The sequence below is a fragment of the Microcoleus sp. B7-D4 genome, from assembly GCF_036705125.1.
Lineage (GTDB): Bacteria > Cyanobacteriota > Cyanobacteriia > Cyanobacteriales > Microcoleaceae > Microcoleus.
This window is the reverse complement of the sequence record NZ_JAUBTT010000085.1, coordinates 13,984-37,519: the sequence shown is the minus strand read 5'-3', so window position 1 is coordinate 37,519 and position 23,536 is coordinate 13,984. Positions and strand designations below refer to the sequence as shown.

Annotated in this window: 17 protein-coding genes; 11 read left to right on the top strand and 6 right to left on the bottom strand. The window is 47.0% G+C overall.

Going from position 1 to position 23,536, the window contains the following annotated elements; genetic code table 11:
• The 3 genes from QUB12_RS28075 to QUB12_RS28065 all read left to right on the top strand — a co-directional run.
• Window positions 1-223, top strand: a 223-nt coding sequence (locus tag QUB12_RS28075) for a hypothetical protein (protein WP_333147975.1), incomplete at its 5' end; no start/stop codon positions are given.
• Between the two features lie 560 nt (window positions 224-783).
• Window positions 784-2,532 carry a CapA family protein gene (locus QUB12_RS28070; RefSeq protein WP_333147973.1) on the top strand — a complete coding sequence of 583 codons (1,749 nt, stop codon included), beginning with the start codon at window positions 784-786 and terminating at the stop codon, window positions 2,530-2,532.
• A 287-nt stretch (window positions 2,533-2,819) separates the two neighbouring features.
• Entirely contained in the window at window positions 2,820-2,909 is a 90-nt protein-coding gene (locus QUB12_RS28065) for a transposase (RefSeq protein WP_333147970.1), read from the top strand.
• A gap of 116 nt (window positions 2,910-3,025) precedes the next feature.
• On the opposite strand, the gene QUB12_RS28060 is transcribed toward QUB12_RS28065, so the two are convergent.
• The 4 genes from QUB12_RS28060 to QUB12_RS28045 form a co-directional block, all read right to left on the bottom strand.
• Window positions 3,026-4,357 (bottom strand): Rieske 2Fe-2S domain-containing protein, encoded by a 1,332-nt coding sequence (locus QUB12_RS28060; protein ID WP_333147968.1) that lies wholly within the window; start codon window positions 4,355-4,357, stop codon window positions 3,026-3,028.
• 369 nt (window positions 4,358-4,726) lie between these two features.
• Window positions 4,727-6,481, bottom strand: coding sequence for a Rieske (2Fe-2S) protein (locus QUB12_RS28055; protein ID WP_333147966.1), 1,755 nt, complete (start codon window positions 6,479-6,481; stop codon window positions 4,727-4,729).
• A gap of 131 nt (window positions 6,482-6,612) precedes the next feature.
• Complete coding sequence (locus tag QUB12_RS28050) at window positions 6,613-7,707, bottom strand: PfkB family carbohydrate kinase (RefSeq protein WP_333147963.1); 1,095 nt, start codon at window positions 7,705-7,707, stop codon at window positions 6,613-6,615.
• A 433-nt stretch (window positions 7,708-8,140) separates the two neighbouring features.
• Entirely contained in the window at window positions 8,141-8,692 is a 552-nt protein-coding gene (locus QUB12_RS28045) for a response regulator (RefSeq protein WP_333147961.1), read from the bottom strand.
• 198 nt (window positions 8,693-8,890) lie between these two features.
• On the opposite strand from QUB12_RS28045, the gene QUB12_RS28040 reads away from it, so the two are divergent.
• Together QUB12_RS28040 and QUB12_RS28035 are read left to right on the top strand one after the other, a co-directional pair.
• Window positions 8,891-9,940: a lipoyl synthase gene (locus QUB12_RS28040; RefSeq protein WP_333301008.1), complete on the top strand. Its 1,050-nt coding sequence runs from the start codon at window positions 8,891-8,893 to the stop codon at window positions 9,938-9,940.
• Window positions 9,941-10,962: 1,022 nt separating this feature from the next.
• Window positions 10,963-11,109, top strand: coding sequence for a photosystem I protein PsaX (locus QUB12_RS28035; protein ID WP_333146255.1), 147 nt, complete (start codon window positions 10,963-10,965; stop codon window positions 11,107-11,109).
• Between the two features lie 238 nt (window positions 11,110-11,347).
• On the opposite strand, the gene QUB12_RS28030 is transcribed toward QUB12_RS28035, so the two are convergent.
• Window positions 11,348-11,707: a hypothetical protein gene (locus QUB12_RS28030; protein ID WP_333309371.1), complete on the bottom strand. Its 360-nt coding sequence runs from the start codon at window positions 11,705-11,707 to the stop codon at window positions 11,348-11,350.
• 78 nt (window positions 11,708-11,785) lie between these two features.
• Here QUB12_RS28030 and QUB12_RS28025 point away from each other — a divergent pair, with 78 nt between their 5' ends.
• On the top strand, window positions 11,786-12,379 hold the full coding sequence (locus QUB12_RS28025) for a DJ-1/PfpI family protein (RefSeq protein ID WP_333146259.1): 594 nt from the start codon (window positions 11,786-11,788) through the stop codon (window positions 12,377-12,379).
• A 280-nt stretch (window positions 12,380-12,659) separates the two neighbouring features.
• Here the strand turns inward: QUB12_RS28025 and QUB12_RS28020 are convergent, their stop codons facing one another.
• On the bottom strand, window positions 12,660-13,550 hold the full coding sequence (locus QUB12_RS28020) for a sugar ABC transporter permease (RefSeq protein WP_333309370.1): 891 nt from the start codon (window positions 13,548-13,550) through the stop codon (window positions 12,660-12,662).
• A 59-nt stretch (window positions 13,551-13,609) separates the two neighbouring features.
• Here QUB12_RS28020 and QUB12_RS28015 point away from each other — a divergent pair, with 59 nt between their 5' ends.
• From QUB12_RS28015 to QUB12_RS27995, 5 genes are all read left to right on the top strand, one after another.
• Entirely contained in the window at window positions 13,610-14,185 is a 576-nt protein-coding gene (locus tag QUB12_RS28015) for a GNAT family protein (RefSeq protein ID WP_333309368.1), read from the top strand.
• Between the two features lie 274 nt (window positions 14,186-14,459).
• A complete protein-coding gene (gene purN, locus QUB12_RS28010) occupies window positions 14,460-15,131 on the top strand; it encodes a phosphoribosylglycinamide formyltransferase (RefSeq protein ID WP_333309366.1) in 672 nt (223 codons plus the stop codon).
• Window positions 15,124-16,233, top strand: a complete 1,110-nt coding sequence (locus QUB12_RS28005) for a class I SAM-dependent methyltransferase (RefSeq protein WP_333309364.1) — start codon at window positions 15,124-15,126, stop codon at window positions 16,231-16,233. Before purN ends, QUB12_RS28005 begins: the two co-directional genes overlap by 8 nt.
• A gap of 604 nt (window positions 16,234-16,837) precedes the next feature.
• Window positions 16,838-17,077, top strand: a complete 240-nt coding sequence (locus tag QUB12_RS28000) for a hypothetical protein (protein WP_333309362.1) — start codon at window positions 16,838-16,840, stop codon at window positions 17,075-17,077.
• Window positions 17,078-17,116: 39 nt separating this feature from the next.
• Entirely contained in the window at window positions 17,117-23,302 is a 6,186-nt protein-coding gene (locus QUB12_RS27995) for an ELWxxDGT repeat protein (protein ID WP_333309361.1), read from the top strand.
• Window positions 23,303-23,536 lie beyond the last annotated feature (234 nt).

Genomic DNA, 23,536 nt, shown 5'->3' with positions numbered 1-23,536 from the left:
GCACCTGACTTGCATCGCACCAGTTCTTAACCCATGCCACGTCAAGTGCGACCGATATATTCAGCAAGCCCTATTTAGTTTCAAACGAACAACTACATCGGCGGCCGCGACTTTAGCAGCGGCATCCCGAAAGTTGATTGCAGCTAATCTCACCTACGTGCAGTGTGCAGTGCAGGCCCCGCAGCGCAGCATTGCGGGGGCGTTAGCAGACGATTGTGGCTAGCCGTCTATTTCTCACCAATAGCGTGGCTTGACCAAAATTTTAACAAGCTTCCGAGCCTGCGGGTAGATCGTTTTTGTGTGAATTTGGGCGGAAGTGGGACAGGGGCATTGGCACTCGTAACGATAAACTCGGTTTTTTCGTTAATTCTTCGCTGCTAAACCGCCTATTTTCAGTACATTCCAGGACGCACTCTCGACGCTCACAAACCCGTTTTATTTACCCAAAATGCTGTAACAAAGAGAGCGCTGATTTGACGGATGTTAATTTGAAGGGGGCAATTATGCCGGATAGAAGTGTTTGGGCGATCGACTAAGATAACCGTTAGGAAATATTGTAGTCAGCTAGCAAGCGCCAAAAATCATACTATCTTGTAAAAGCAGGGTCGGATTTAGTTAGGATCTGTAGTGAGAGCGAGTAGACCCTTTCACGCAGGCGTCCTCTGCCAACGTTTTGTTTATTTGTACCCACTTACTTAAGTTAAATCAATCGGTATTTAATGCTGTGCCGCCAAATTTGATATAAGATCGAGCTAAATTTCTAGTGTGAGAGTAGAGGCGTTTGTGAGCCAACAAGATATTTTAAATTTAGCAAAAGAAGGCGATGCCAGGGCGATCGCATTTCTGATCGGCCAAGCACTCCAAAGCTTCGGCGTCACGGCTAAAGCCAGCCGGGAAAATGACAGCCTGCACCTGCTGCTGGAAGCAGAACATTTACCCGCAGAAGAAGCCTGTCTCCGAGTCGCAGTCAAAGGGTTGCAGCGGCTGCAACCAAATAACCTTTACTCAGTGACAGTTTACGGGCGGCGCGACGGCGAGCAATTGCCCGCTTGGACTCAGACGGTAGAATTAAAAAAACGCTTGACTTCCGAACCCGTGAGTCCGTTAGTTGCCGTGAATGCCGCAGTAGCTGCCAGTGCAGCAGTAGCCGCTAGTTTACCCGCTTCTCCCATTCCTGTGACTTTGCCCAAGCTAGAAAAACCTCAAAATGTCACCACTGCGCCCACTCAAACACCAGAACAATCTCCGCCCCAACCCCCTAAAATCCCAACTCCAAAACCCCCACATCAAAGGCAGCAAAAGCCATCACCGCAGCCAGAATTAGCAGGCACTAAAACTAAAAAATCTGGGCTGTCAGTCGGTGTTCTGAGTCTAATTCTCGTACCGATATCCGGCTTTGTGCTGGCTTCTCAACTTTACAAATCCTCACCCACCGCTACTAATAACCCTCTAACGTCAAAGCCTGCGGTACAAGAAGTGAGCTCGACACCCGCACCAGCAGCCGCAGCCAAACCCCTTCCCGCTGCAAAATCGCCCTCCCCGGCTGCCAAAAAACCTGCCATTGTGCCCGCCACTGTCAGCATCAAAGCAGTTGGTGACATGATCCCCGGCACAAATTATCCCTACAACAAACTGCCGGCAAAAAAAGAGATGTTATTGGCGTCCGTAAAACCGTACCTCCAAGGAGCTGATATTCTGTTTGGCAATTTTGAAAGCACGATGACCGATTATCCTTACAGTTCCAAAGCAGGCGGCGGACGAATGCTGTTTGCCTTTCGGACGCCTCCGAGTTATGCCAAAATTTTCAAAGATGTTGGTTTTGATATTTTGAGTATTGCCAACAATCACTCTTACGATTTTAACGAGCAGGGATTTAAGGACACGATTAAAAACATCGACAGCAACGGCATGAAGGCTGTTGGCAAAAGAGATCAAATTGTTTATAAAAATGTCAAGGGTGTGAATTTTGCCTTTATCGGTTTCAGCAACTACGGCGACGTTCACAATTCCTTGCTGGAACTGAAAGCGGGAGCAGAAGTTGTCAAAAAAGCTAAGGAAAAGGCTGATATTGTAGTGATATCAGTTCATGCTGGAGCTGAAGGAACGGGAGCTATCAATGTGAGAAATAAAACTGAGTTCTTTTACGGAGAAAACCGGGGAAATATGGTTTTGTTTTCGCGGACGATGATTGATGCGGGAGCAGATTTGATTTTGGGACATGGCCCGCACGTTCCCAGAGCGATGGAACTTTATAAAGGGAAATTGATTGCTTATTCCCTGGGCAATTTTTTGGGTTATCGCACTTTGTCCACAGCCGGAGCACTCGGTAAATCTCTAATTTTGGATGTGAAAATGACTCCGCAAGGGGATTTTGTTTCTGGTAAGATTATCCCCATCCAACTTGACGGGCGAGGTGTGCCGACTGTTGATAACAATTTTAGGACTGTGGGGTTGATTGACCGTTTGACCAAGAGCGATTTTCCCAAGACAGATTTGAAAATTGATGACAAGGGGATAATTTCCAAGAAATGATCGGGGCAATTATTTACTGAAGAAGTGCCTTATGACTCAATACGGTTCAGTTAGGGCTTTCAGACGAATTTCATTTCACGCATTTATCAGAGTTCCAGACTTGTGAAAGGAAATCAGATTATTCTTATCTGAACCGTATTGAGACCAAGATGAGCGTCAAAATAGCTCATACAGAGTTCAAGGATTGGCTGAATTATGTGCAAATATTTTTCCAAGAATCAACTTAGACAATTGTTAATTATTTTGAAGGGATTTGTAATTACTTTCTTAATCGCACAACAAGTAGAGTGATATCAGGAATAAATAATCGAATTAAGTTAATTATGCGACAAGGATATGGCTTTTCAAACTTTGATAATTTTCGAGAAGCGTATTAGCTTGCTTTTCTAATTAGATAAAAATATCACCGCAAGTTCAGGAGAACCCGCTAATCTAGTGATAACTTTATCTAACAAAATAAGCAAGCTAATACTTTTTCCAAGCATGAACGCCTCTATCTGTCCGCATGGATGTAGTCCACAAAGTAAAATCTCGGACGAAGCCAGAATATCAGCCAAGCGTAAGCTCCTAAACCTAATAGTGCTGTCACAATTAAGGGTAAACCCAGAGTCAGTTGCAATCTATCGGGAAGGAGAGCAACAGCGCAAACAGTAATAGCAAAGTAGATTAAAAGCACTGCTTGCAAGCGTTGCACAATCAAAAGTGCTTCTCGACAGCTACGACAATGTTGGGTGTGTTGTTTGTAGCGATCGAGGATTGGTTCGCGATCGCTATTGATATTCCGTGTTGGTGGAACATTGATTCCAACTTCGCTCCAAGGTAGTTGTCCGTGACAATAGCGATCAAACCAATTCCTAAACTCTATTACTAAACGGTCTGCACTTGTAGGTAGCTTATAGGCAGTTTTCCAGCTTTGGGTAGATTGTGTTTGTTGGAGAAAATATTCTTGCTGCTGTAGAAGAACCATATCTCCATCAAGAACCAGATTGCGATTGCTGATGTGATCCCACCAACGGGGTGTGAGATGATGGAGTGTTTTGCCAAAGTTACGGGTAAAAGAAGCGACAATTCTGGACTTACCGGGAGATACAGGTATACAGTAGGTGATAAGTCCAAACTGTTTGCTGCCATCGTTAAAACTGAACGCATACTCCAAGCGACAAGGTGGTTCAAAAGTGATTGTTCTTTGTACATCTGTTCCTATAGTCGCTTCAATCAAATTGGGTGTTGATTGCACAATTTTTATCGGGAGCGGTCTTGCTTGTTTGCGATCGCCCTGCACGCCGTGATGAGAAAAAGGAACATGACTCGGATCTGCCACATTTTCCACAAGAGTTTGCCAGTCATATTCTAAATCTCGTACAAAAGAAGACCAAACAAAGCCTTTAGTTGCATCTATTTGCGGTGATAAAGGTAAGGGTGTATTTGCAGCTTGTTCGCTTGATTTTGCATCTGGCCAAATCCAGAGTAAATCCTGTTGCTGACGAACTGGTAGTGCTACAGCACACAGATTTTCTTTATTCTTGCTTACAAGTTCTGGATTTTCCGCTTGGGGAATATGAGTACAAATTCCTTGCCGATCGAATTGCCAACCATGATAGCTACACATTAAATTCCCTGTTTCGTCATCAATGCGACCCTCACTTAGGGGAGCAAGCCGATGCGGACATCGATCTAAAAACACTTGGAAAGTTTCAGATGATTTTGGTTTCCAGATGACTAAACGCAGTCCCAGAAGTGTCACAGATGTTGGTTGCTTGGGATCTAAATCTTCGACTGGCGAAAGAGGATACCAATGCTGAAAAAAATTGAATTCGGGTTTCATTTTATCTCCTGAAGGCAGAGGACAGGAGGCAGGAGAAATGCTTCCGTCCTCTGCCCACGACTAAAAGCAGTAAGGGTTTAAAACCCCTTCCAAATCTGGAGATTTGGGAGCACTCGTTTAGACGGGGTTGGAATCCCTGTCTAAACGAAACATAAGAGCCTCCTTATTTTAATCCCAGACGCCACGAACTGTATAGCGGCTTGCACTTTATTTACGCGTGGGATCCCACACCCTACATCCCACACCCAGTGAATCAACCTGATGGGAATGTAGGGTTCTGCTCAATGAGTTTTCTTGTGGAGTGGGCAGGAGATCCCGCCCAAAAAAGGATTATTGATATTGGTGCAAGATGTGAGTTATGACGAGAAGCTATACTTCCGGTGACTCCTCAAATAAGCGATCGCCCCGGTGCAATCGATCGGCCATTTGATAAGTTTGTGCTTGCGATCGCACTGTCGGGGCATGGGCGGCTAAATACCTTGCCGCCGCTACTAATACCACAATGCGATCGCCCGCATTCTCTAATAAAGCATACTGGCGAAATGCCACTTCTACCTGCTGAATAACGTGGAAATCCCGATTTTCCCGCAGCATCAGTTTTCCTAAAACTGCCATCAACCGTTCCGATTTGCCACCGCTATATAAGTATTTGGCAACTAATTTACCGACTTGATTCACCTGTTGCTGTCTGTCCAACAAGTCTGGCAGTTGTTTGAGCAATTCCTCTGGATTCTCAACTACATCTGTTGGTTCGGGAAGTCGCGCAGGCGGTACATTTAAGAAACGGTTGAGATATACGCCGATCGCTGCATCGAAAACTCCCCGCAGCAACTCTACTGAAGGCGATCGTCGCAATCCTTGATGCACCGCATTCGCAAAGGTAAAGGGATGGTGCGCTGAATTCCAGTCGCTGTGGTCGTTATTCGTATTAAACCGGGCTACGCGGAGGGCAGCAGCATAAGTGACTGCACTGGCTAATTCGTCTTCGCTACAACCTTCTTTCAAGGCAGTTAAAAGTGCATCGACGATCGCCAATACATCTTCGCCCAACAACATCGGAATTAACTGTTCTCTTCCCAACCAATTGCCCCGGTGCGATCGGCCCATTTCTAAAGCTGCAGGCAACTGCGCCATTGCTGACTCTAAAATTGCCACCACATCCACAGGGTAGCGCCAAGAACTCGACTCTTCCATGCGCGCCGCATTCGCCAAACCAGCCACCAAACTCGCGAAAACAGTTTCTGCCCCTTCCCAATTCACTGCATCCAGGGCTTCTAACGCCTTGTTAATAAAGTCGAGGCTGTGACCGACATCAATGTAGCGGTGGTCAGTAGCGGCAGCAAACAGCATATCAGCAATTTGTTCTCGTTCAAGAGGCGCGCGTACTGCTGTCAACAAACATCGTTCCGCCGCTTCACTGTCTCTGATTTCAATAAATTGCCGGAACCAGCTTTTGAGTGTCTCTGCATCAACCTCAGAATTAGGCAAGGGGTGAACCGCAAAGTGAGGAGGTGCGCCTGCACTATCGCGGGCCACTGCCGAAAGTCCCTGATAGAGGGCGGGGGCTCGGTCTTCTGGATCTAGATAAGGCAGTATATTCATCAAGCAGGTGTGGATCGATAAACCCGTATCCCATCCCGATTTGTTGTAGCGGGTGCCAAATTCTAATCCGATTTGGAAAGGTTCGCTGGCAGTTGCCCCCTGATCTAGCAAGGCAATCACTGACTTGGCGATGACTAGAGAAATTCCTTGTTCTAACCCATCTTGAAGTCGCTGGCGCTGGTGGGCGTAAGGGTCAAGCTGTTGTGCTAAATTTACCCAAACTTCCCCGTCGCGAATTTCCGCTGGGAACGATCGCACGTCGTCGGCCCAAGAGTCAAAAGTACCGCCGCTGGCGACATCAAAGCGGGCGTAGTGCCAAGGACAGGTGACTATGCCATCTTTGCAAGTGCTGCCGTTGAGGGGAAAACCCATGTGGGGACAGCGGTTGTCGATCGCGTATACCCGATCGTTTGAGTAAAAAAGGGCGATCGTGTGTTTTTCCAAATTCACTAACAAACTGCCCTTTGTCTCGACTTCTGCAAGTTTCGCAGCGCGAACGTAATAGCCTGAAGTCTCAGCCATAAGTTTTTAAACTAATTTATATATAAACTAGATTAACTCAATGCCAGGGTATTTGCCTGAAGTAAAACAGGATTAAAAACTCAAGTGCTGATAGATGCTCGATCGATCGCCAGCAGGTTTATGTTTTGGCTTTATTCCAGATTCAGGAGCGATAGCAAAGCTTCTTTCATCTCCTCTACCGTTGTTGTCGCCGTACCGAATTGACGCACGACAATACTAGCCGCCAAATTGCCCAAAACTGCCGCTTCCCAACCCGATGCACCGACGCACAAAGCTAAAGTCATTGCTGCTACAACTGTATCTCCAGCACCGGTTACGTCGAATACATCAGTCTTGTTAAAAGGGGGAATGTCCCAACTTTGAATGGCAAATTCCCCCTTTTCACAATTCGATGTTGGAGAAGGTGAATTTTTGATTTCTTGGCCGTTGGCCCTTTCAAACAAAGTCATCCCTTCTTCGCCGCGAGTAATCAGGATTTTTTGAGCTTGAGTTAAGTTCAATAAATCGCGTCCTGCTTGCATTAAAGTGTGAGGGTTTTTGATAGCATATCCGACGGCTTGCTCGGCTTCTGGCAAGTTCGGAGTAAACAGCATTGCTCCAGAATATCGCTGCAAATTTATTTGAGCGTCTACAATTGTTTTGCCGGGAACCACTGCCGATTCGATCGCCAAATTTGTCAATACTCCGTCGCCGTAGTCGGAACAAACCACGGCATCTACTGTTGGTATTTGCTGCCGGATGTAGTCTGCCAATTGCAACTGCAAATCTAAATCCGGCAACTCGTCCGATTTGCGATCGACTCGGACAATTTGCTGAGTCACCGACTGCCGCGCGTGCCCGGAAATTCGAGTTTTGGTGACTGTTGGACGCTGCGAATCGATTAAAATCCCACCCGTATCAATTCCCGCCGCCTCAAAAATACCGCACAAAGCCTTTCCCTGGTCGTCTTTTCCCACCAAACCAGCAACTTTTACTTTGCCTCCCAGTTTGGCTAAATTATAGACAGCATTTGCGCCACCTCCGGGTACTTGCTGAGTATTTTCGTAGCGCAAAATCAACACAGGTGCTTCGCGGGAAATTCGCTCTACTTGTCCGGTAAGAAACTCGTCCAAGGTCAAATCTCCGATCGCTAATACCTGCGCTCGATCGAAGCAGTCTAATCTTTTCAATAATTGCTCTGTTGAGGCACGCAGTTGAGGCAAAAAATCGGAATAGTCGTTAGTCATTAACCAAAAAAATGAGACTGAGGAGTTGATAATTGAGTGTGGAACGAGCGGGAATTAAAAAGGGAGCATCTCAATGAAAGCAGCCCAGCTAGAAATTGGAGTTTTGAGGCCCGAGGCAGGAGGCAGGAGGCAGGAGGCAGGAGCAAAGAGGAAGAAGAAAGGAGCCAGAAGAAGTGTTTTTACACATATGAGATGCTCCCATTAAAAATCCTAATATAAATTAATAATTAATTTCCTCCCTTGTTTTATTTTTAACTTTTAATTGATTTTCTCACTGGGATTTTGAGAAACCAGTTGCAGGCTATTGGCGATCGCACTTGCTCAAACAATTTGGCAAAAAAATGCCGATAAAATCGCAGCCCTTGAGACTCAACGGAAAGTTTCACGGTGTGGAAGTTTCCTTCTACATAAGTGCCTTCAAAAAACAGCAGAATTATTTCAATTTCTGCTTGATGATTGTAATCACCTGAGTCATTTGTTTTTTGAGTGCATCAATTTCCGCTTGCATTTTCGCCATTTTCACAGTCATCGCCTCAATTTCGGCGGCGCCCCCTCCCGAAGTGGGTGCAGCGGCGGCGGCTGGGGCTTCCGGCACTGGTTTCTTTTTGGCCAGTACCATCGCCGATTTGATCGCCTCGGTTAGCTGCTTCTTCTCAAACGGTTTGGCGATAAATGCAAAAAAATGCTTCTCAAAGGGTTTCGGAATTTTTTCCATCACCTCTTCTTCGCGGCCCGACATGATCACCAAAGGTATCTTAGAAAGCTCAGGATGGGCTTGCACTTTTTGATACACTTCCCAACCGCTGACTTTGGGCAGTAGGAAATCTAACATAATTAGATTTGGACGGGCTTGACGGATCAGTTTGAGTCCCTCTTCGCCGTCTTTTGCTTCTAGAACTTCAAAGTTACCCTGCGGCAACATCTCTCGGACTCGGACGCGGATGACTTTACTGTCATCGATTACCAAGATTTTTTGACCAGCCACGACTGACTCCTTCAGTAATGAATGAGTGATGATTTGCAACCTTCAGTATATCCCTAACAGAATTCTACCCATAATTCTGGGCGAGTTTAGTTTTGTTGCACCTCGGCGCGATCCTGATTTCGGGTGGTACTCCTACAAGTTCAGGGGCTTTGATTTCGGATACGATCGAAGGAATTAACTCAATCGCCACTTAATTTTATGTCCCCCCAAACTCCTAAAACTCCTACTGTCAAAGCAGTTGCCGCCCAAATGCGGGGTGAAATCGAGGCGATGCCGGAGTGGTTGCGTAGGCCCGTTGGCAAAGCTAGCGAACTTTCCCAAGTGCAAAAAATTATCAAACAGCGGCAAATTCACACGATTTGTGAGGAGGGGAGATGTCCCAACCGGGGCGAGTGCTACGCGCAAAAAACGGCGACTTTTTTGTTGATGGGGCCGACTTGCACCCGCGCTTGTGCTTTTTGTCAAGTAGATAAAGGTCATTCTCCGATGCCGCTAGACCCGGAGGAACCGCAAAAGGTGGCGGAGGCTGTGCAGTTGTTGGGTTTGCGCTATGCGGTGCTGACTTCGGTGGCGAGGGATGATTTGCCGGATGGGGGTGCGGGTTGGTTTGCCAGGACGATCGCCCAAATCCGCATCCTTAACCCGCATACTGAAGTTGAGGTACTGACGCCGGATTTTTGGGGGGGAACAGGTAGGGGCGGTGCCCCCGTGCCCGCCCTCCCCGTGCCCGCCCTCCCCGTGCCCGCCCTCCCCGTGCCCGCCCTCCCCGTGCCCGCCCTCCCCGTGCCCGCACCCGACGGGGAGAATTCCGGCCTTGATGAGTTGCAGCGACAGCGAATTCGCACGGTGGTGGAGGCTAAACCCGCTTGTTACAACCACAATATTGAGACGGTGCGTCGGTTGCAAGGGCCGGTGCGGAGGGGGGCGAAGTACGATCGCTCGATCGACGTTCTGCGTATTGTTAAGCAATATGACCCTACTATTCCCACAAAATCCGGTTTGATGTTGGGGCACGGGGAAACCGAAGCCGAGATAGTCGAAGCGATGACAGATTTGCGGGACGCCAAGTGCGATCGGCTCACCCTCGGTCAATACATGAGACCATCTCTAGAGCACCTCCCAGTGCGTAAATACTGGACGCCGACCGAATTTGACCGCTTCGGGTCGATCGCGCGGGAGATGGGGTTTGAGCGCGTGCGATCGGGGCCTCTCGTCCGCAGTTCCTACCACGCCGGAGAGAGCGATTGAAACTAATTTGAATTCAACTCGGTATAAACTTGTTACCAAGAAATTGGGTATAAAGCCCCGTCCTTCTAGGACGGCTTTAATTAATTATCAACTTTTGTTAATTGTTTTCTTGAACTTTCTTGCATTGTGTTCATTGTAGAGTACAATAACTAGACTACAGGTAGAATAACCGCCGATACACATGAGACACCACGCTCAAACGACGGGTCGGAAAACAATAATGGTTAGTGGGTAGCGAAAACCACGAAAAACATCGCTGGGCTAACTAATGTAAGCCAAAATCAGAGACTAAACTTTTTATTTCTAAAATGTACTGTCTAAAATGTACTGTGGGGCACACAGAAACAAGAGAAGCAATTCTCGAAAGCTTGGGGAGACAAACCCTCGCGAGGCTATCTAAATTAAGCTCGATATTTGGTTCTTTTGAACGGATACCAGGTTTAAACACTGCCGCAAGGATAGATAGTTTTAAGGTAGGTCGCAGAACCAAGAATCCCCTCGCCTTCAGGCAGGGGAGCAATTGCTAGGATGATATTTTCCTAGACTTTTAGATAATACTCATGACAATTGGTGTAGACTGAAGTAGCCTGCATAAAACCATCAGTAATGATGACTTGGACTTTCTCTCACTTCTCTCAAGCTTTCGCTTGAGAGCATCTCTGTAATCCTTGCGGTTCGAGGTTGGTCAAAACCAGTGAAGAATACACCTCCAAAATTTGTGCAAAATACGGTGAGAGCCATAAAAGTTAGGTGGCTCTAAAATTTTTCAAGCCCCCAACTGTGGTTAGAAAACACCCAGTTTGAGTAGCGCTTTAGGGATTTTCCTTAAAGCTTTGTGGGATACCACCATACTCTCAGACGTATCTGATGAGTGTGCTATCTGAAGATTTTCGCCGATTGTCGGGGATTGTCTGAATTAAAAGTATCAGTGTCAAAAAAAATAACTCTAGAGGATTGTGCATAAGTGCGACGCTCTCTGCTATTTGTAAAGAGAGTGACATTATCAATTAGGAGCTTTACCTATGCCAGAGATAGCGAAGAACCAATTAAAATCCGACTCCGTGATGAAAACGGGCAAATTCCCTTACACATTTCGCGCAGGCTGGTTTCTGTTGTTGTTAGCCATCAATTTTGTGGTTGCAGCCTTTTATTTCCATATCATTGAATAGTTCTGCAAGTTAACTTTTAGCAGACCCTGCTGTTCTCGACCTCAACGTCGGAGAATAGGAGAGAAGGAGAGGGGGAGAGGCAGAGAGTTTTGAGTTGGCGAGAATATGACTTCATTCTTCTAACTAATGACTACTGACTTCTTCCCTCTTCCCTCTTCCTTCTGACTCCCGACTTTTGCTCAATAATTCATCCGTGTATCCGTGTCAAAATCCGTGTCGTGCCTTCCTTCTTCCTTCTCTACCGATTTCTCGACGCTTCTAGCTTTGACAATCGCTCTTGAATTTTAATAACATCTTGCTTAGTTTCAATTGCCAAAGTTGCTAAATTGTCAAACATCGGGTCTCCCGACAGCGTTCGAGGATTTGTCCGACCAGAACCGGAAGGAGACTGAGGCCTGTTAACTCTAGAACCTTGGTTCTGCAAGCTGTAGATTTGTCCCCTGAGTTCAGAAATTTGCCTTTCTAATTGAGTAATGCGAAACTCTAATTGAGTTGTGGATTGAGCGGGCGTGACAATTGGCGCAACAGCAATTGCTAAGGCGCAAGCCAGACATAAAAGACAGAATGTTAGGGCGCGATGGCGAATCTTTTTCGGCATAGCTTTAATAATTTAAATTATACCAGTTCTACGATAACAAATCGCCGAGATTTTTTGCCTCTATCAGAAGTAGGTCTTATGGCAACTAGGAACGTAGCTATTTTAATGTTCGATGATGTCGAGGTACTGGACTTTGCCGGGCCTTTTGAAGTGTTTTCGGTGACATCAGAATTAAGTAAGGGCGAGCGACCTTTTGCAGTCTCTACCGTAGCCGAACATTCCGGTGCTGTCAACGCCCGTAATGGTTTGAGTGTAAATCCCCACTGCACGATTTCCGATTGTCCGCCACCGGATATTTTAATTGTACCGGGAGGACAAGGTACAAGAAAGTTAATCGATAATTCAGCAGTTATTAACTGGATAAAAGATTGTTCGCAAACAGCAGAATTAGTGCTTTCTGTCTGTACGGGTTCGCTGCTTTTGGCAAAAGCTGGTTTGTTGGAAGGTTTGGAAGCAACTACCCACCATCAGGCATTGGATTTATTGAAAAAATTAGCGCCCAACACAACTATTATCGAAAATCAGCGATTTGTAGATAATGGCAAAATCATCACTTCTGGGGGAATTGCTGCGGGAATTGATATGTCTTTGCACGTTGTCGGCAAACTTTTGGGTAGAGCACAAGCTGAACAAACAGCAGAGCACATGGAATATAAAATTGGGAATTGGTAATGGTGAATCTAGTTAATTGCACATTTTATTTGTACGGACACGGCATGAACCCTTAGTGTCTATTTAAGTTTCAAATCCTTTGTATCTCTCGTTTATAGCCGAAATTAGATCCCCCTAAATCCCCCTTAAGAAGGGGGACTTTGACGCTCTTTTTCCCCCCTTCTTAAGGGGGGTTAGGGGGGATCGAGAGACTTATTAGATGGACAAAATACTGGTAAATTTGGACGTTAACTTAACACCAAGGGGCATTGCCGTGTCCATACCCCATACCCCTAGCTAATCAAGTATCTTCGCCCCAAACTTTTAGTTGTAAATAGACTAATATCAAAGCTACAGCCATCAGGAAAGTTGCCGCAGCGGCTGCATAGCCAAAATCAAATTGCGAAAAAGCTTGCTCGTAAATATAATAAACTAGCAAATTAGTAGAGTTCAAAGGGCCGCCGCCGGTGATGACGTAAACTTGCTCGAAACTCCGCAGGGTAAAAATAGCAGTAGTGACAGTAGCAAATACTAAAGTCGGCCGCAAACCGGGTAAAGTGATGTACAAAAATTGCTGCCAAGCATTAGCTCCATCCAATTCTGCGGCTTCGTAACGATTTACCGGAATTGCTTGCAATCCTGCTAAAAATACTACCATATTAAAGCCTAATTGTTTCCAAACACTGAGCAGAATGATCACAGGCATTGCCCAAACTGTGCTACTCAGCCAAGGAATTGGATTTAAGCCGATCGCACTTAGGGCATTATTCACCGGGCCTTCCGTTTGAAACAACCACCGCCAACCCAAGCCAACTGCAACTAAAGAGGTAATCGAAGGAATAAAATAAGCGGTGCGGAGAGCTCCTCGCCAAGCAAACGAGCGATTTAGCAAAACTGCTAAGCCCAATGGAATCACTAAACTGGGAATGACTGTTGCAGTAGTAAAATAGAGCGTATTTTGGAGAATTTGCCAGAAATCCGGGTTAGTGACTAGACGCCAGTAGTTGTTGAAGCCAATCCAACGCACTCCCGACTGGGTAAAGCTGCCGCTGGTAAAGCTGAGGTAAAATAAATAGGCGATCGGCCAAATCAAAAAAGTACCCAGAAACAGCAAAGCTGGGGCCAGGAAAGTCCAAGCTGCGATCGAATCATTATCTAACCAGTTAAAACGCCCAAATTTAATCGGAACCATTGGCTTGTAAATTTTAGCTTTTAGTTTTAAATGGTATCACAATATAGGTCAATTTCACAATGAATCTTCTCGATATATTAGCCAATTTACCCACTATAGAAACTGAAAGGCTCCTGCTCAGAAAAATTACTTTAAACGATGCGAGCGATATGTTTGAGTATGCCTCAAACCCCGAAGTATCACAATACACAATGTGGTCAACTCACACCTCGCTCGAAGACACTAAATACTTTCTCAGGTCACTTACTAAAATGTACAAAAGACGAGAGCTTGTAGATTGGGGGATTGTCCACAAAGCCGAGAAAAAGTTTATCGGGACTTGCGGATTTGTGGAATGGAGCATGACGCACAGCCGCGCGGAAATTGGCTACGCACTTTCTAGGAGGTATTGGGGAGAAGGATACATGAGCGAGGCTGTTAATGCAGTTATTGAATTTGGCTTTCGGGAGATGTTGCTGAATCGAATTATGGCTCGATGTGAGGTTAACAATATTGCTTCGGCTCGCGTGATGGAAAAAGTGGGGATGCAATTGGAAGGGGTATTGCGACAGCACCTATTTGTGAAAGACAGATATTGGGATCTCAAACTTTATTCGATTCTCAGGGAAGAGTTTTTTGAGAATATTGTAGAATAGGGTTGAATCAGTAAGTGACAAAATAAAATATACTTAGGACTTACGCAATATCTCCATGTAGAGTGCGCCGAAGCAAACCTTACCCTTTACCTCTATAGTAGAATACGAGTGAATAGTTTTTATCTTTATGACAAGCGAATTTCTTGATGGTACCCGCCACGTGATTTATCCGTGGAATCAATCCCCAATCTAAAATCTAAAATCCTCAAGCCCCCGAATTTATCCCTGGGATCAATCCCAAATCTAAAATCTAAAATCTAAAATCTAAAATCGAATGACCGCTAATCCCGTATCTGTTAATTCCCATGCCTGCCTGATTTCTCCTGAGATTGGCAAAAGTGCGCTCGCTCCGGCTCATCCTCCATTAAAATTAGGAGTTTTAGCATCAGGAAGCGGCAGCAACTTCGAGGTAATTGCCCAAGCCATCCAAAACAAAGAGCTCAACGCTCAAATCCCAGTATTAATTTACAACAATCCGGAAGCCAAAGCCGCAGCCAGAGCCGAGAAATACGGCATTCCCTCGATTCTGCTCAATCACCGCGACTGCAAAAGCCGCGAAGAATTAGATACAAAAATTGTCAAAACTTTTCAAGAGTATGATGTAGAATGGGTAGTGATGGCGGGTTGGATGCGAATTGTTACCGAAGTTTTGTTTGATGCTTTTCCCGATCGCGTTATTAACATTCACCCCAGCTTACTGCCGAGTTTCCCAGGAATTCGCGCCGTCGAGCAAGCACTGGCCGCCAAGGTTAAAATCACCGGATGTACGGTGCATATTGCCCGTTTAGAAGTAGACAGCGGGCCGATTTTAATGCAGGCTGCGGTGCCCGTATTGCCTGATGATACCGCAGAAACGCTGCACGCTCGAATTCAGGTGCAAGAGCACAAGATTATGCTCGGTGCGATCGCACTTATTGCCGAATCTAATCGAAACTATTGTGACTAAAAACCTCACCAGTGCCGCATCTATCCCCAAATTGCCCGTCAGCGAATCACCCGAAACAGGCCCGCCGCTGACAGACTCGAATCGCCTGAAATTAATTCTCAAAGAAAGGCTCAAAAAGAGCATCGGCCTCAAGGGAGAATTCTATCTGCCTTGCTTGCCATCGATGCTAGACGACTATCTTAAATTACTGTCAGACTTCTTAAACATTCTCGGACAAAACATCGACGCTGCCCAAGCTGAAAACTTGCGAACATTAATCGCCAACGCCTTAGCAGAAGGATTCAAAAATTCCCCCCACGCTAATCTAATAGTTTCATATTTTCCTGCTAATTCCCAAACCGGTTTAGCCGGCGGCATTACTCTGAATACCAAGATTCAAGTCGAATCAATGGCCCAGAAATATCATAGCTGGCCGGATATTCGCCCCGAACCTTTATTCGGCAGCCATCCCGATGCCAAAGTCATCGCCATTGCCGCCGAATTAGGCGAACCGGGAAAAGCACCTATTTTAGATGTAGGTGCGGGCCCAGGGCGCAATAGTCTGCCTTTAGCAAGGTTAGGCCATTCCGTGGATGCGATCGAACTAACACCGATATTTGCCGAGAAACTATCAGCAGCAGCAACCGCCGAAAACTTGCCGATAAATGTCACCCAAGGCGACGTTTTAGACCCATTATTGAGGATGAAAACTTATCGGTACAAATTAGCCATTGCTACCGAAGTTCTCTCTCATTTCCGCTACCCCGAACAAATTCGTCTTTTCCTGGGCAAAATGTCCGATGCTGTTTTAAGTGGCGGGTTTATCTTATTCAGCACTTTCTTAGCTGTAGATGGGTACGAACCCGACGAGATGGCCAAACAAATGTCTGAATTGTGTTGGTCTTATCTGATTACCCGACAAGAATTGCAAGCAGCAATAGAGGGTTTGCCGTTAGAAATTATTTCAGATGAATCGGTGATTGAATACGAACAAAAACATTTGCCTGAGTCGGCGTGGCCGCCGACACCTTGGTTTGTCAGTTGGGCTAGCGGGCGAGATTTATTTTCGGTGCAACAAACACCGCCGTTAGAGTTGCGGTGGATACTGGTTAAACGCTTGTAGAGAGTAGTGGGGTGTGTCAGATTGTAGCTTCTGGATGATTGATAATATAACCCACTCTGACGCACCCTACTACTTTCACAATTATGTCGATGCTTGTTTCGATTTAGTTACAAGTCAAATGCAAGCACAATTAGATTGTTTAGTTGGTAATTGAGGATCGTATCAGTCTATTGACGATCGCACTCCTGGATACACAAGTAGGCAGAAACCGGGTTTGATGGACAAAAATACTGCATCGAAACCTTTAATACTGATGAAAAACCCGGTTTCTTTGATATTTGTGCGTCCCGGAGTGGATGGGTTCGATCGCAATTATAGTCGATCGCACTTCCACTCAACCCAGCCTTAGTTTCAGAATCCCCATACCACATCTCGCCACAAACAGCAATGACCTAGAGCACCATTTTTGAAGATCCGACTTTTCCGACTTTAACGATCCGACTTTTCCGACTGACAGGGGTAGGGTAGGGCGGTCATAATCATAAGAAAGGCATCTAACTAATATCTACCAGATACTCTGTCAGAGCAAGTATCTAAAACCAAGCAATTATCTTCTTCTGTTCACGGGCAGACTACTTGCCAACCTTAAATATATTCCTACTCGATGCCCCAGAAAATTCACTTTATATCGGGATTGCCGCGAGGCTCTACCTTACTATCCGCCATCCTGCGGCAAAACCCCCGGTTTCACGCTGCGATGACTAGCCCTGTGGGTGGTTTAACAGAGCGAATGTTAGAAGCCATGAGCGAAGATAACGATTTTTCATGGTACATTTGGGACGCACAAAAACATCAGCCGATATCGAGTATTTTTACTGCATACTACCACCCGCAAGCCCATTAGCATTCACAATACTCAACCCTAATTAACAGGTAATTAACCATGACTAAGCAAATCATTTTCGTAGACTCTTCAGTACAAGATTATCAAACCCTTACCAACAGCGCCGAGTTCGCACAAGTTTTCACCTTAAATGAAAATTCGAGTGGCATCGAACAAATTACAAACGCCCTAGCAAATCAAAGCGATATAGAAGCAATTCATATCCTCAGTCACGGCAGCCCCGGCACTTTAAACCTCGGCTCAGAAACCATAAACAATCAAAACTTACCCCAATGGGGCAACAAAATTCAACAGTGGGGAAAAGCCTTAACAAAAAAAGCCGACTTCCTCCTCTACGGATGTGACATAGCTGCAGGAGAAACCGGATTACAATTCATTCAAAACCTGCATCAACTAACAGGCGCCAACATCGCCGCATCGCATAACAAAACCGGGAATCAAGCCGCCGGCGGAGACTGGGAACTAGAAGTCAAAATCGGCCAAATCTCTACCCCCCTCCCCTTCACCAGCGCAGCAATGGCCAGCTACCAGGGCATCTTAGGCGTTACTCTTATCAAAGACATTAATCCTGGGACTAACGATTCAAACGCTTACAACTTCTTCAACCTCAACAACACCCTATATTTCAGAGCCACTGACAGTACCAACGGCATTGAATTGTGGAAAAGCGATGGCACCACAGCGGGCACGGTTCTGGTTAAAGACATTTATCCTGGCCCTGGCAGTTCAAGCCCTCGCAACTTCTTCAACCTCAACAACACCCTATATTTCACAGCCTTTGACCCTACCAACGGCTATGAATTGTGGAAAAGCGATGGCACCACAGCGGGCACGGTTCTGGTTAAAGACATTTATCCGGGCCCTAACGATTCAAACCCTAACAGCTTCTTAAACCTCAACAACACCCTATATTTCAGAGCCGCTGACGCTACCAACGGCATGGAATTGTGGAAAAGCGATGGCACCACAGCGGGCACGGTTCTGGTTAAAGACATTTACCCTGGCCCTGACGAGTCAGACCCTCGCTACTTCTTCAACTTCAACAACACCCTATATTTCGCAGCCTTTGACGCTACCAACGGCCTTGAATTGTGGAAAAGCGATGGCACCACAGCGGGCACGGTTCTGGTTAAAGACATTAATCCTGGCTTTGGCAGTTCATACCCTGCCGGCTTCTTCAACTTCAACAACACCCTATATTTCGCAGCCTCTGACGCTACCAACGGCTATGAATTGTGGAAAAGCGATGGCACCATAGCGGGCACGGTTCTGGTTAAAGACCTTTATCCTGGCCCTTACGAGTCAGACCCTAACAGCTTCTTAAACCTCAACAACACCCTATATTTCAGAGCCACTGACGGTAACGGCTATGAATTGTGGAAAAGCGATGGCACCACAGCGGGCACGGTTCTGGTTAAAGACCTTTATCCTGAGATTGGAGGATCATTCCCTGACAACTTCTTCAAGCTCAACAACACCCTATATTTCACAGACATTGAGGGTAACGGCTATGAATTGTGGAAAAGCGATGGCACCACAGCGGGCACGGTTCTGGTTAAAGACATTAATCCAGGGACTGACGGTTCAGGCCTTGACAGCTTCTTCAACCTCAACAACACCGTATATTTCAGAGCCTTTGACGCTACCAACGGCCTTGAATTGTGGAAAACCGATGGCACCGCAGCGGGCACGGTTCTGGTTAAAGACATTTATCCTGGCCCTAACGGTTCATACCCTTACAACTTCTTCAACCTCAACAACACCCTATATTTCACAGCCAGTGACCCTACCAACGGCATTGAATTGTGGAAAAGCGATGGCACCACAGCGGGCACGGTTCTGGTTAAAGACATTTATCCAGGGACTAACGGTTCAATCCCTGGCAACTTCTTAAACCTCAACAACACCCTATATTTCACAGCCACTGACGCTACCAAGGGCACTGCATTGTGGGGCTTGGCACCCGCCACCATCACCAAGGTCACAGCCACCACCGCCGACGGCACTTACGGCATCGGCGCTACCATCAACATCACCGCCACCTTTTCCGAAGCCGTCACCATCACCGGCACGCCTCAACTGCAACTGGAAACCGGCACAACGGACCAACTTGCCAACTACACTACTGGCAGCGGCACCCCCACCCTCACCTTCAACTACACAGTTCAACCTGGAGATACCACCCTCGACTTACAATACCTCACCACCACCGCCCTGGCACTCAACGGTGGCACCATCAAAGACAGTGTTAACATCGACGCCAACTTAACTCTACCCGCCCTTGCCTCACTCGCGTCCCTCGGCGGCAGCACAGCACAGGTGATAGACGGCATCCTCCCCACAGTCACCAGCATCACCCGCAAAACCCCCACCGCCACACTCACCAACAGCAACAGCGTCACCTACACAGTTAACTTCAGCGAACCAGTTAAAAACTTAGATATCGGTGACTTCACCCTGAATAAAACAGGCACTGTCAACGGCAACATCGCCTCAGTTTCAGCAGCCACAGGTACAACTATTGATGTCACCGTTAACACCATTACAGGAGACGGCAACTTAGGTTTAGACGTACCCGCCACAGCCACAATTAACGATGTTCCCGGTAACGCGCTAACAGCAGCATTTACCGCAGGTGAAACCTATACAGTTGACACTGTTGCACCTACTGTTACTATCAACCAAGCAGTAGCACAAACCGACCCAACTGCGACTTCACCGATTAACTTTACCGTCACATTTAGCGAACCTGTCACAGATTTCGATGTTGCTGATATTGATTTAACTACAAGTACAGCAATTGGAACATTAACGCCAACCATCACAGGTAGCGGCCCTGTTTACAACGTCGCAGTCAACGGCATGACAGGTAGCGGGAACGTCATTGCCAGCATCAAAGCTAACGGCGTTACTGATACAGCAGGCAATAACAATACTGTTAGTACCAGTACAGACAACACCGTTGTTTATAACAATACCTTCCCCACAGTTACATCCATAAATCGTCTGGCTTCATCTCCCACTGCTGCAAGTACCGCCACCTACGAAATTAAATTCTCAGAAGATGTTACAGGCGTTGAGGCTTCTGACTTTACCTTAGTACAAACAGGCGTAACAGGCGCATCCATTGGCACATTAACTACTGTGGATGCCAAAACTTACCAACTGGAAGTTAACACAGGTTTGGAAAGCGGCACAATTGGGTTGGATTTGACAGATGATGACAGCATCAAAAATAATTTAGGAGTTGCATTAGGTGGTAGTGGTACTGGCAATGGCAACTTGACAGGACAAGTTTACAACATTGACAAAACGCCGCCAACAGGCAGTTTAAATACTGTTGCTGCTATTACCACCGCCGGAGGAACCAGTCAAAGTTTAACTGTAACTTTCAGCGATAATAATGTTGTCGATGTGGCCACGCTGGACAGTTCAGATATTTTAATAAATTGGTCTGGTGGCGACCTTCCTGCTAGTTTTGTCACTGTCGATACTAATAGTAATGGTACGCCTCGGACAGCGACTTATTCGTTTACTCCCCCCGGCGGTACTTGGGATAATCCTGATAATGGAACTTACGCTGTTAACTTGCAACCCAGTCAGGTTAAAGATGCGCTTGGCAATTTGAATGCTGCTAGCAGTTTAGGGAGTTTTAACGTTAATATTGCGGCACCAGCGCCAGCACCAGTGCCCGCACCAGCGCCCGCACCAGCGCCCGCACCAGCCCCAGCGCCCGCACCAGCCCCAGCGCCCCCACCAGCACCAGCACCAGCCCCAGCACCCGTACCAGCACCAGCACCAGCACCAGCCCCAGCACCCGTACCAGCGCCAGCACCAGCCCCAGCGCCCGCACCAGCCCCAGCACCAGCGCCCGCACCAGCGCCCGCACCAGCACCAGCACCCGCACCAGCACCAGCGCCCGCGCCAGCACCAGCACCAGCACCAGCACCAGCACCAGCGCCCGCACCAGCCCCAGCACCCGCAGCCGATAACATCTTCAACTACTCCACCTCCCCCGTCGGCGTCACCCAAAACTTCGACACCTTGCCCCAAGCTGTAACCGTTACTGGCAGCCCCTTTAACGATAACTTCACAGGCACTAGCGGTGCAGACACCATCAACGGCGGTGATGGTAGCGACACCATCAATACTGGTAGCGGCAATAACTTGATTGATGGCGGTGCCGGGAATGACGTAATTACAGGTGGTAGCGGCAACGACACCATCACAGGCGGTACCGGAAACAATACCCTGACAGGTGGTAGCGGTAGCGATATCTTCAGTTTTGTCCCCGTCTCCGGTTCCACATTAGGGCTAAACTTAATTACCGATTTCACTTCCGGGCAAGATCAATTACAACTTGATGCTGCCCTCGGTTTCACCTCTGTGGCGCAAGTCTTAGCCGCCCTACAAACGACTCCTGCGGGTTTAGTCTTAAACTTAAGCGGTGGCGGGCAAATCTTACTCAATAACATTTCTGCCCTGTCCGCTAATGACATCATTCTGGTGAATGCACCTGCACCAACTCCTGCACCCGTACCCACACCAACTCCTGCACCCGTACCCACGCCAACGCCCGATAACATCTTCAACTACTCCACCTCCCCCGTCGGCGTCACCCAAAACTTCGACACCTTGCCCCAAGCTGTAACCGTTACTGGCAGCCCCTTTAACGATAACTTCACAGGCACTAGCGGTGCAGACACCATCAACGGCGGTGATGGTAGCGACACCATCAATACTGGTAGCGGCAATAACTTGATTGATGGCGGTGCCGGGAATGACGTAATTACAGGTGGTAGCGGCAACGACACCATCACAGGCGGTACCGGAAACAATACCCTGACAGGTGGTAGCGGTAGCGATATCTTCAGTTTTGTCCCCGTCTCCGGTTCCACATTAGGGCTAAACTTAATTACCGATTTCACTTCCGGGCAAGATCAATTACAACTTGATGCTGCCCTCGGTTTCACCTCTGTGGCGCAAGTCTTAGCCGCCCTACAAACGACTCCTGCGGGTTTAGTCTTAAACTTAAGCGGTGGCGGGCAAATCTTACTCAATAACATTTCTGCCCTGTCCGCTAATGACATCATTCTGGTGAATGCACCTGCACCAACTCCTGCAGCCACGCCTATCTCGCCCGCACCTGCACCAGCACCGGTACTAACGCCAACACCTGCATCCGTACCGACGCCAACTCCAGCACCCGTACCCACCCCAACTCCAGCACCTGTACCGACAGAAACGCCGACGCCAACTCCAGCACCTGTACCGACAGAAACGCCTGCACCCGTACCCACGCCAACTCCTGTTAACCTTCCCGATACAGACTGCATTTGCGACAAAATTGAGTATCCCAATCTAACCCAACCAAACCAACAAATTGATAATATTATCAATGGTGGTGGTCTGCTAATTGGCACTCCCAGCAACGACGCTTATTTTGGCAGCAACAGTCCTAATACCTTCGATGCTCTAACTGGCAACGACAACCTGATTGGTGGCGAATTAAAGGATATCTTCAACGGCAATGAAGGCAACGACTTCATTGACGGCGCTAAGGGAGACGACAACCTATTTGGCGGCAAAGGAAACGACATCATTCTTGGCGGTTTTGGTGAAGATATTATCTTCGGAAATCAGGGCAACGACTCAATTAACGGTCAAGAAGATGATGATTTAATTTTTGGCAATCAAGGCAAGGATTTTATCGACGGTGACAAAGGAAACGATAATTTATTCGGCGGTAAAGGAGACGATGTAATTCTCGGCGCTGAAGGCAATGATACTCTCTACGGACAACTCGGAGATGATACTTTCTGCGGTGGCGCAGGAGATGACCTAGTTTATGGTGGTCAAGGTAATGATTTAATTGATGGCAGTAAGGGCAATGATTCGATTTATGGAGACTTAGGAAATGACACGCTTCTCGGTTGCGAAGGTAATGATATTTTGTTGGGAGGCTTAGGCAATAACAGCTTGAGTGGCGGTTTTGGAAATGACACTTTTGTCATCGGATTTAATCAAGGATTTGATATTGTCTCTGATTTTGTCAAAGGTCAAGATTTCATCGGATTGTCGGGAGGTCTAAGTTTTGACCAGTTAGAAATTAGTCAGAACAATAACAGTGCGCTGATTAAATTCAAGGGAAGTCCAGAAGTATTTGCTTCGTTAACTGGAGTCAACGCCGCCCTAATTGGTGTTAGCGATTTCCGAACAGTTTGAGCCTAAAATAATACCAATTCTGAAAGGTAGGGAGACGGCATTGCCGTTTCCTCCGGGGCCGGAGACGGCAATGGCTATTAAGGTCAACTTAACGTCAAACGTAGTCACAGACTGCTATCTGACGATTAGGCTTTCGCTCCCCCCTTAGCTTGCCCCCTGCTTCTTAAGGGGGATGCGAGGGGACTCTGGCCTCGGATAAAAGCGACATTTTTCAATGTTTTCAGGCTTCATTTG